At 65.8% G+C, this 10287-nt stretch carries 9 protein-coding genes; 7 read left to right on the top strand and 2 right to left on the bottom strand.

The annotated features are described in order from the left end of the window. Nucleotides 1-648, bottom strand: a 648-nt coding sequence (locus BHQ18_RS30295; protein WP_205866085.1) for a hypothetical protein, incomplete at its 3' end; no start/stop codon positions are given. Between the two features lie 1236 nt (nucleotides 649-1884). On the opposite strand from BHQ18_RS30295, the gene BHQ18_RS12350 reads away from it, so the two are divergent. Beyond that, the gene (locus tag BHQ18_RS12350) at nucleotides 1885-2289 is read left to right on the top strand and encodes a DUF8021 domain-containing protein (protein WP_069413883.1); all 405 of its coding nucleotides are present in this window, start codon (nucleotides 1885-1887) and stop codon (nucleotides 2287-2289) included. 17 nt (nucleotides 2290-2306) lie between these two features. Here BHQ18_RS12350 and BHQ18_RS12345 read toward each other — a convergent pair whose 3' ends face one another. Next, entirely contained in the window at nucleotides 2307-3470 is a 1164-nt protein-coding gene (locus BHQ18_RS12345) for a steroid 3-ketoacyl-CoA thiolase (protein WP_069413882.1), read from the bottom strand. 121 nt (nucleotides 3471-3591) lie between these two features. Between BHQ18_RS12345 and BHQ18_RS12340 the strand changes: the two genes are divergently transcribed. The 6 genes from BHQ18_RS12340 to BHQ18_RS12315 are packed head-to-tail and all read left to right on the top strand — an operon-like array spanning nucleotide 3592 to nucleotide 9633. Continuing rightward, nucleotides 3592-4830 carry a cytochrome P450 gene (locus BHQ18_RS12340; protein ID WP_069413881.1) on the top strand — a complete coding sequence of 413 codons (1239 nt, stop codon included), beginning with the start codon at nucleotides 3592-3594 and terminating at the stop codon, nucleotides 4828-4830. 46 nt (nucleotides 4831-4876) lie between these two features. Continuing rightward, nucleotides 4877-5938 carry an acyl-CoA dehydrogenase family protein gene (locus BHQ18_RS12335; RefSeq protein ID WP_069413880.1) on the top strand — a complete coding sequence of 354 codons (1062 nt, stop codon included), beginning with the start codon at nucleotides 4877-4879 and terminating at the stop codon, nucleotides 5936-5938. A gap of 2 nt (nucleotides 5939-5940) precedes the next feature. Next, nucleotides 5941-7104 (top strand): acyl-CoA dehydrogenase FadE29, encoded by a 1164-nt coding sequence (gene fadE29 / locus BHQ18_RS12330; protein ID WP_069413879.1) that lies wholly within the window; start codon nucleotides 5941-5943, stop codon nucleotides 7102-7104. Further along, nucleotides 7101-8066, top strand: coding sequence for a bifunctional MaoC family dehydratase N-terminal/OB-fold nucleic acid binding domain-containing protein (locus BHQ18_RS12325; RefSeq protein ID WP_069413878.1), 966 nt, complete (start codon nucleotides 7101-7103; stop codon nucleotides 8064-8066). Before fadE29 ends, BHQ18_RS12325 begins: the two co-directional genes overlap by 4 nt. After that, nucleotides 8063-8467, top strand: coding sequence for a MaoC family dehydratase (locus BHQ18_RS12320; protein WP_069413920.1), 405 nt, complete (start codon nucleotides 8063-8065; stop codon nucleotides 8465-8467). Before BHQ18_RS12325 ends, BHQ18_RS12320 begins: the two co-directional genes overlap by 4 nt. Continuing rightward, the gene (locus tag BHQ18_RS12315; protein ID WP_069413877.1) at nucleotides 8467-9633 is read left to right on the top strand and encodes a 17-hydroxy-3-oxo-4-pregnene-20-carboxyl-CoA lyase; all 1167 of its coding nucleotides are present in this window, start codon (nucleotides 8467-8469) and stop codon (nucleotides 9631-9633) included. Before BHQ18_RS12320 ends, BHQ18_RS12315 begins: the two co-directional genes overlap by 1 nt. The last annotated feature ends 654 nt before the right edge of the window (nucleotides 9634-10287 follow it).

Raw genomic sequence — 10287 nt, 5'->3', positions numbered from 1 at the left:
GGCGCCGCCCGGTCCGCCGGAACCGGTGCTGCCACCCGCTCCGCCCGCGGCGCCGCCGCCATTACCGCCGATGCTCGCGCCGCCGGCTCCACCGAAGCCGACGCCGCCGCTGCTGACGCCGGGCCCGCTGGCCGCCACACCGCTGTTGCCGCCGGCGCCCCCGGCGCCGCCGTTGGCATTGCCGGCGCTGCCGCCGGTGCCGCCGTTGGCATTTCCGCTGCTGCCGCCGGTGCTCGACCCGCTGCTACCACCCGCGCCGCCGACAGCGGCTCCGCCGGTCGCGCCTCCGCCGCCGGCGGCACCGCTGACGCCGCCGCCGCCGATGCCGCCGCCGCCGACGCCAGCGCCGCCGCTACCGGTGCCACCGGAGCCGGACGCACCGGTTCCGGTGCCGGTACCCGATCCGCCGTTCCCGCTGCTGCCGCCGGTGCCGCCGCCGCCGCCGCTGTTGTTGCCGTTGTCTCCGCCGTCGCCGCCCTGCAGGGGCAGGTCGCCCCAGGCGCCGCTGACGCTCGACGGGGCGGCCAGCAGCTGCGAGGCAGCGTCGTCGGGCACCACGGTGAGGCCACCGAACGACAGCGCCAGCGCACCGGCAAACGCCGCTGCCACGGCGCGCTTGGCCGTCGGTGATGTTGTCTTGCGTTCCATCCCTGTTTTCCTTACTGGTGAAGGACGCCGATGCGTCCCTGGAATAGTTGATGGCAAAAGTTTTTTGCCGGACGTCACTGTGTGCAGTGACCTGCTCCCCGAACCCCCTTTTTTCAGTGCGCTGTCATCCGATCGCTTATCGACTGAGGTGAAACGGACATCGCCTAGTGGCACGGTCGGTTTCGCTGCCCATGCGCCGGCGGAGCGCGAGAGATTTCGTCGCGTCGAATCGGCCGCGTGGACTCGTCACCCGAACTGTCGTCGGGCGATACTCCCCGTCCCCCGGCGGGTCGCCGATAATTCGCTGGCTCGACACTGTTTCGCAGCCTCCCCCCACTGCCTGACGCGACGATGCGTATTTGCGAGCAGTGGCGCGGTAACTGTAAGACTTTGCTGAGATGGCCGTCAAGCATTTCCCTGTTTAGGGCTAGGCGAATTTCTCGCAGCAGGTGGAGCAACCCTATGAGGGGCGGGATGCTGTCGATCCAATCGCGAGTTGGCGGCTGCTCTGCGTTCGCGTACCAGGGTTGGCGGAAGCGTGAACTGCACGTTCGAACGGTTATGCCCCCAGTTCAGAAGCTTGAAGCTGCAAGCAGATCAGCGATGGGCCCAGCCGTCGCACTGGGCTGCGCGGCCCGCCGGCAACGTCGTTCGACGGCCTTCGTCCGAAGGGAGGCGGGGTAGCAGAAGCGGTACGTAGCGCGTTGTAGCAACGTTGCAAGATCAAGCATTGCGGGCGATATTATATTTGCTATTGAAGCGACTTCAGCCCTCCGTGAGGCGTGAGTAGAGTCGCATCAAAGTCGCGCATTCACTGCCGGGATCTGATTGTGCCTTCGCTGGGAGTGTACGCGCTTGTCCTCGCGGTGCTGGTCCGGCACGATTCGACTCTCCATGCGATTACGCGCGGCAGTGCGACGGAGTGTCTGGCGAATGGCAATTCCGGTTGCAAGTGCAAGTTCTAATTGACGTGCAGGTCAGCTTTCTGGCCGGGGTGGCCGAATTCATGATCAGGCCGGGGTTGAACGGCTTGCCCGCGTTTTCACGGTCCACTGTGATCGTCGCGGGAAGCTGCGAATGGCTTTTTGACCGTTCAAAGAAAGCGTAATTCGATCACCACTCATTTCTGCGTGACCGTCGAATATGCCGCCGCTATTTGACACGGTCGTTGTTTCAGCAAACGCTCCGCCGTGCACCGCCGGACCGATCCCCGGGGTGGCCGCATATGCTCGGGCGGTGCCATCGACACCCGAACCGAGATCCGGCGCCTCCGACGACGAGCGCATCGCGGCCGCCGACGCCTACATCGACGCACTCGCCAGCCATCGGGCCGACGCGGTGCCGTTCGCGCCCGGCTGCGTGCGTGTCGAACAGGGCGTGAAGACGGGTTTCTCCGGTGAGCATCTGAGGCGCAGCCTCAACAACGGCCCTCAGTACCGCATCATCGAGGCCACGACCGACCGGACGTTCACCATCGACGGCGACCACGTGCACGCCACGTTCACCGTCGTCACCAAGGCGAGGTTCGCCGGGCGCCGGGTTGTCGCCCCGGTCCGCGAAACGTTCCTCATTCCGGCGGACGACGGCCGGATCCACCACATCCGCGCGCGGTTCAGCCCGACCCTGCGCCGCGAAGGGTAGAGCGCCGGGGTTGGGAACTAGATGCGTTCGATGATCGTGCCGGTGGACAGCGCACCGCCGGCACACATGGTGATCAGCGCCGTGCTCTGATCGGTGCGCTCGAGCTCGTGCAGCGCGGTCGTGATCAACCTGCTGCCCGTGCTGCCGACGGGATGGCCGAGCGCGATCGCACCACCGTTGACGTTCACCCGGTCCATATCGGGCTCGTGCACCCGGGCCCAGGACAGCACCACCGACGCGAAGGCCTCGTTGATCTCGACGATGTCGATGTCGCCCATCTTCATCCCGGCCTTCTCCAACACCTTGGCGGTCGACTGCACGGGGCCGTCGAGGTGGTAGTAGGGCTCGGCGCCGACGAGTGCCTGGCTGACGATGCGCGCCCGCGGCTTGAGTCCGAGCGCGCGGGCCTTGTCCTCGTCCATCCACAGCACCGCGGCCGCGCCGTCGGAGATCTGCGACGACGTGCCTGCGGTGTGGATGCCGTCCTCGATCACCGGCTTGAGCGACGCCAACCCCTCGAGCGTGGTGTCGCGCAGACCCTGGTCCCGCGTGACGACGTGGCGCTCGCTGGTGGGCTGCTTCTGGTCGTCGAGCACCGGCGCTTCGATGCCGCTGATCTCCCGGTCGAACCGGCCCTCGGCCCACGCCTGCTTGGCTTTGCGTTGCGAATCGAAACCGAACTGATCGATCTCTTCGCGAGTGATGCCGCGGCGCTTGGCGATTCGCTCGGCGGCGGTGAACTGATCGGGCAGGTCGATGTCCCACGAGGCCGGGCGCAGGATACTGCGGTCGGGTCCGGCGTTGGCGCCCAACCCGACTCGGCTCATCGCCTCGATACCGCAGGCGATGCCGATGTCGATGGCGCCGGCCGCGATCAGACCCGCGATCAGGCCGTTGGCCTGCTGCCCGCTGCCGCACTGGCAGTCGACGGTCATCGCGCCGACGTGGTCGGGCAGGCCGGCCACCAGCCAGCTCACCCGGGTGATGTTGTTGGACTGCTCACCGAACTGGGTGACGCATCCGCCGACGACCTGTTCGACGTCCCCGGCCTCGATGCCGGCCTTCTCGACGAGAGCTTTCTGAGTGGCCCCCAGCAGCTCGGTCGCGTGCAGGCCCGCAAGCCAGCCGTTGCGCTTTCCGATGGGGCTGCGGGTGGCTTCAACGATGACAGGGTTACCCATTCCGTCAGGCTAGAACACGTTTCATTACTCTGACAAGCGAGGATGATGACCTGCCTTTTATCTGCGCAGAAGGCATGTTTTACTGGCACTAGAACACGTTGCAATTGAGGAGTTCATACACATGCCTAGCCTGATTCCAGCTGACTTCGACTTCCTCGACGCGACCCTTAACCTCGAGCGTCTTCCGGTTGCCGAACTCGCCGAGCTGCGCAAGTCGGAGCCTATCCACTGGGTCGATGTGCCCGGCGGTACCGGCGGCTTCGGCGATAAGGGCTACTGGCTGGTCACCAAGCACGCCGACGTCAAGGAGGTGTCCAAGCGCAACGACATCTTCGGCAGTTCACCCGACGGCGCGATCCCGGTCTGGCCGCAGGACATGACCCGCGACGCCATCGACCTGCAGCGCGCGGTCCTGCTGAACATGGATGCGCCGCAGCACACCCGACTTCGCAAGATCATCTCGCGCGGCTTCACCCCGCGCGCCATCGGACGGCTCGAGGACGAGCTGCGCGCCCGTGCGCAGCGGATCGCCGAGACGGCCGCGGCCGAGGGCTCCGGCGACTTCGTCGAGCAGGTGTCGTGCGAACTGCCGCTGCAGGCGATTGCCGAACTGCTCGGCGTGCCGCAGGAGGACCGCGACAAGATCTTCCGCTGGTCCAACGAGATGACGGCGGGCGAGGATCCGGAGTACGCGGACGTCGACCCCGCGATGTCGTCGTTCGAGCTGATCCAGTACGCCATGAAGATGGCCGAGGAGCGGGCCAAGAACCCCACCGAGGACATCGTCACGACGCTGATCGAAGCGGACATCGACGGTGAGAAGCTCTCCGACGACGAGTTCGGCTTCTTCGTCATCATGCTCGCCGTCGCGGGCAACGAGACCACCCGCAACTCGATCACCCACGGCATGATCGCGTTCACCCAGAACCCGGATCAGTGGGAGCTCTACAAGCGGGAGCGTCCGACCACCGCTGCGGATGAGATCATCCGCTGGGCCACACCGGTTTCGGCCTTCCAGCGCACCGCACTCGAGGACACCGAACTGTCCGGGGTGAAGATCAAGAAGGGCGAGCGGGTGGTGATGAGCTACCGGTCGGCCAACTTCGACGAAGAGGTCTTCGATGACCCACACAGCTTCAACATCCTGCGCGACCCGAACCCGCACGTCGGCTTCGGCGGCACCGGGGCGCACTACTGCATCGGCGCGAACCTGGCGCGGATGACCATCAACCTGATCTTCAACGCGGTCGCCGACAACATGCCCGACATCAAGCCGATCGGTGAACCCGAGAGGCTCAAGTCTGGTTGGCTCAACGGCATCAAGCACTGGCAGGTGGACTACACCGGCAAGGGCGCGTAGTCCGGACCGTCGCTCGCGCAGCGCAATCGAATCGAGGAGGATTCGGGTGGACTTCAGTCCAGACGAAGGGCAGCTGGCTGTCGCCGACGTGGTCACTTCGGTGCTCGGCCGGGACAACAGCTGGGATGCCCTGGTTTCCGGTGGTGTGACCGCACTGGCGGTTCCGGAGCGGCTCGGCGGTGACGGCGTCGGGCTGGCCGAGGTGGCCACGGCGCTCACGGAGATCGGCAGGCACGGCACCGTCAGCCCCGCGTTGGCGACGCTGGGACTCGGATTGCTTCCGATCCTGGAGTCGGCGTCCGACGAGCAGCAGGACCGCTACCTCGCCCAGGTGGCGAAGGGCGCGGTGCTCTCCGCGGCGCTCAACGAGCCGGGCGCACCGCTGCCGGACCGGCCGGCGACCACGTTCGCCGGCGGTCGGATCAGCGGGACGAAGGTCGCGGTTCCCTATGCCGGACAAGCCGATTGGCTGGTAGTCACGACCGACTCCGCGGTCGTCGTGATCTCACCGAAGGCCGACGGGGTATCGGTGACCAAGACGCCGACGTCCAACCACGGCGACGAGTACACGGTGACGTTCGCCGACGCCGAGGTCGACGGGGTGCTCGACGGTGCCTCTGCCGGCCGGGTGAATCAGCTGGCGCTCGCGGCGATCGGCGCGTTCGCGGCCGGCCTGGTCGCCGGCGCCCTACGCCTCACCGCTGATTACGTGGCGAACCGCGAACAGTTCGGTAAGCCGCTGTCGACGTTCCAGACGGTCGCCGCGCAGCTCGCCGAGGTCTATATCGCTTCTCGCACACTGACGCTGGCCTCCAACTCGGTCACCTGGCGGTTGGCGGAGGGCCGGGATGCGGACCCGCAGACCCAGGACGACATCGACATCCTCGGCTACTGGCTGACCTCGCAGGCCCCGCCGGTGATGCAGCTCTGCCATCATCTGCACGGCGGCATGGGCATGGACATCACCTACCCGATGGACCGCTACTACTCATCGATCAAAGACCTGGCCCGCCTGGTCGGCGGTCCGTCGCACCGACTCGACTTGGTGGGAGCGGCATCGGGCGAGCGACGGGGCCATGGCCGGAGGCCAGGGGACGACGGGAGATAGGGATGTTCATCGATTTGACCCCCGAGCAGAAGCAGCTGCAGGCTGAACTGCGGGAGTACTTCTCCAATCTCATCTCGCCCGAAGAGGCCAAGGCGATGGAGAAGGACCGTCACAACGAGGCGTACCGCGCGGTCATCAAGCGGATGGGCTCGGACGGAAAGCTGGGCGTGGGCTGGCCGAAGGAGTTCGGCGGCCTCGGGTTCGGCCCGATCGAGCAGTCGATCTTCGTCAACGAAGCCCAGCGCGCCGACGTACCGCTGCCGGCCGTCACGCTGCAGACCGTCGGGCCGACGCTGCAGCAGTACGGAACCGAGGCGCAGAAGGAGAAGTTCCTGCCCGCGATCCTCTCCGGTGACGTGCATTTCGCGATCGGCTACACCGAACCGGAGGCCGGCACCGACCTTGCGTCGCTGCGGACCACCGCCGTGCGCCAGGGTGACGAGTACATAGTCAACGGGCAGAAGGTGTTCACCACGGGCGGCCACGACGCCGACTACATCTGGCTGGCCTGCCGCACGGATCCCGAAGCGGTCAAGCACAAGGGCATTTCGATTCTCATCGTCGACACCAAGGATCCCGGCTACTCGTGGACGCCGATGATCCTGTCCGACGGTGCCCACCACACCAACGCCACCTACTACAACGACGTCCGGGTACCCGCCGACATGCTCGTCGGTGAGGAGAACGGTGGCTGGAAACTGATCACCACCCAACTCAACAACGAGCGCGTGATGCTCGGACCCGCAGGCCGGTTCGCCAGCCTCTACGATCGGGTGCACGAATGGGCATCAAAGCCGGGCGGCAACGGCGACACTCCGCTGGAGCACCCCGACGTCAAGCGCTCGCTCGGTGAGCTCAAGGCGATGTGGCGGATCAACGAGTTGCTCAATTGGCAGGTCGCCGCGGCGGGGGAGACCATCGACGTCGCGGATGCGGCCGCTACCAAGGTGTTCGGCACCGAACGCATCCAGTACGCCGGGCGCCTGGCCGAGGAGATCGTCGGCAAGTACGGCAACCCCGCCGAACCTGAAACCGCCGAACTGCTGGAATGGCTTGACGCGCAGACCAAGCGCAACCTGGTGATCACGTTCGGCGGAGGTGTCAACGAGGTGATGCGGGAGATGATCGCGGCCGCGGGGCTGAAGGTGCCGAGGGTTCCGCGGTGACGGTCGACGACATCAAGGCCGCGGCCGAACGGGTCAAGTCCGAGGGTAAGAGCAAGCCGCGCGTCGGCAGGCATCCGGTCAACCAGCCGATGATCGACCACTGGCTCGACGCGATGGGCGACAAGAACCCGATCTACGTCGACGACGCCGCCGCGAAGGCCGCCGGGCATCCCGGCGCCGTCGCACCGCCGGCGATGATCCAGGTCTGGACGATGATGGGCCTCGGCGGGGTGCGACCCGATGACGACCCACTCGGCAAGATCCTCGACCTGTTCGACGAGGCGGGCTACATCGGCGTGGTCGCAACCAACTGCGAGCAGACCTACCACCGGTATCTGCGCACCGGCGAGCAGGTCAGCGTCACCGCCGAACTGACCGACGTCGTCGGCCCGAAGAGCACCGCACTCGGCGAGGGGTTCTTCATCACGCAGAAGATCACCTGGTACAGCGGTGATGACGGCAAAGAGCCGGTCGCCGAAATGCTCTGGCGCATCATGAAGTTCAAGCCCGCCGAGAAGTCCGCGGGTGCCGCGGTACCCGAGGACCTGGACGCCGAGAAGATGATGCGGCCTGCGTCGTCGCGCGACACCAAGTTCTTCTGGGACGGTGTCAACGCCCACGAGCTGCGCATCCAGAAGCGCTCCGACGGCACGCTGGTGCACCCGCCGGTGCCCGCACTGTGGTTGGACAAGGACCAGCCGACCGACTACGTGGTGGCCAGCGGCGAGGGCACCGTGTTCAGCTTCGTCGTGCATCACGCGCCAAAGGTTCCCGGCCGCACGCTGCCGTTCGTCATCGCGCTCGTCGAACTCGAGGAGGGCGTCCGGATGCTCGGTGAGCTCCGCAACGTCGACCCCGAGGCGGTGGAGATCGGAATGCCGGTCCGCGCAACGTTTATCGACTTTCCGGAAGGCGATTCAGGCCCGGCCTGGACACTGTATGCATGGGAGCCGGCCGCGTGAGCACACCGACTGTCGAAGTGGGCACGAAGCTGCCCGAACTGGCGCTGTACGGCGATCCGACGTTCATCGTGTCGACGGCCATCGCCACCCGCGACTACCAGGACGTGCACCACGACCGGGACAAGGCGCACGCCAAGGGATCCAAGGACATCTTCGTCAACATCCTCACCGACACCGGTCTGGTGCAGCGCTACATCACCGACTGGGCGGGCCCGACCGCGCTGATCAAGTCGATCTCGCTGCGACTGGGTGTGCCGTGGTATGCCTACGACACCGTGACATTCACCGGTGAGGTGACCGCGATCGACGGCGAGGTGATCACCCTGAAAATCGTTGGCAGCAACAGTCTCGGCGACCACGTGATCGCCACCGCCACACTCACGATCGGTGGAGGTTCCTGATGGCGGGCGAGTTCTCCGGTAAGGCTGCGATCGTCGGGATCGGCGCCACCGACTTCTCCAAGGACTCCGGCCGCAGCGAGCTGCGGCTCGCCTCGGAGGCTGTGCTCGACGCGCTCGACGACGCTGGGCTGACACCCGCCGACGTCGACGGCATGGTGACGTTCACGATGGACTCCAACACCGAAGTCGCGATCGCCCGCGCGACCGGCATCGGCGACCTGAAGTTCTTCTCCAAGATCCACCACGGCGGTGGCGCGGCGTGCGCGACGATCCAGCAGGCCGCGATCGCGGTGGCCACCGGTGTCGCCGAATGCGTTGTGGCGTACCGGGCTTTCAACGAGCGCTCGGGCGTGCGGTTCGGACAGGTCCAGATGCGGCTGGTGGAGAACGCCGACTCGACCGGTGTGGACAACTCGTTCTCCTATCCGCACGGGTTGTCCACCCCCGCTGCACAGGTCGCGATGATCGCTCGGCGCTACATGCACCAGTCCGGCGCGACCAGCCGGGATTTCGGCGCCATCTCGGTCGCCGACCGCAAGCACGCGGCCAAGAATCCGAAGGCCTACTTCTACGAGAAGCCGATTACCATTGACGACCACCAGAATTCGCGGTGGATCGCCGAGCCTCTGCGGTTGCTGGACTGCTGCCAGGAGACCGACGGCGGGGTGGCGTTGGTGGTGACGTCCGCGGAACGGGCGAAGGACCTCAAGCACCGGCCGGCGATCATCGAGGCGGCGTCGCAGGGGTCGAGCCCCGACCAGTACTCGATGACCAGCTACTACCGGGCCGAACTCGGCCTGCCCGAGATGGGCCTGGTGGGCAGACAGCTGTGGGCGCAGTCGGGGTTGACGCCGCAGGACATTCAGACCGCGGTCCTCTACGACCACTTCACGCCGTTCACGTTGATCCAGTTGGAAGAGCTCGGTTTCTGCGATCGCGGCGACGCCAAGGACTTCATCGCCGACGGCGCGATCGAGGTCGGCGGCCGGCTGCCGATCAACACTCACGGCGGCCAGCTGGGTGAGGCCTACATCCACGGGATGAACGGGATCGCCGAAGGCGTTCGGCAACTGCGGGGCACGTCGGTCAATCCGGTGCCCAACGTCGAACACGTTCTCGTCACCGCGGGCACCGGTGTGCCGACCTCAGGTCTGATTCTCGGCTGAGCACACGTCAGCCCGCGATACTGTGCGCCGCTGTGCAGATTCAGCGAATATGCGCCGGTGTCGCTTCATGGTTGCTGAGCGCGTCGGGACATTTCCGAAGATGGCGGTTTCTGGACCGATGACAGTATTCCGCCGGTAGGCGCCGATTCCGCCGAGCTCAGGCACCGTACTGTCATCGGCAGATGGCTCTTCCGAGTCAATCCACCTGGTAATGGTCAGAAAACGAATTCAACACGACCGTAAACGAAGCAGCAATCAGACCAATAGTATGTAAATAGACCCGCAAGCTGCATCAAAGTAGACAGGGCTGGTCCGTCGGGCAACTTACGTGCGGCTCGAGAAGTTTGTTTATGCAACGATAGCGGCGAGCGGCGCTTTGCCTCGCTTGAGTGCTCCACGGCAAACACTTAGCATTCGACATCGGGTCAGCAACAGAACGGAGGAATCGGTTGCTCGACGGGGGCGGCGGACGTGACGTCCGAACGGGGATGCGGTAAGGCCGCGACGGTCGCACAGGGCGCCACGCTCAACCGGAGACAGTCCGAATCTGGACTGATACGCAACCCAGAGGCGCAAAGGGCTTCCGGACCGGCATCCGGCCACCGCTGGTCGGACAGCAACTCAGACCGATATGGGGTGGGTTCCAGTCCCGAA

This window comes from Mycolicibacterium flavescens, assembly GCF_001722335.1.
In the GTDB taxonomy this organism is placed as follows: domain Bacteria; phylum Actinomycetota; class Actinomycetes; order Mycobacteriales; family Mycobacteriaceae; genus Mycobacterium; species Mycobacterium flavescens.
Note: the sequence above shows the minus strand (reverse complement) of the source record. Positions and strands in the feature narration are given on the sequence as shown.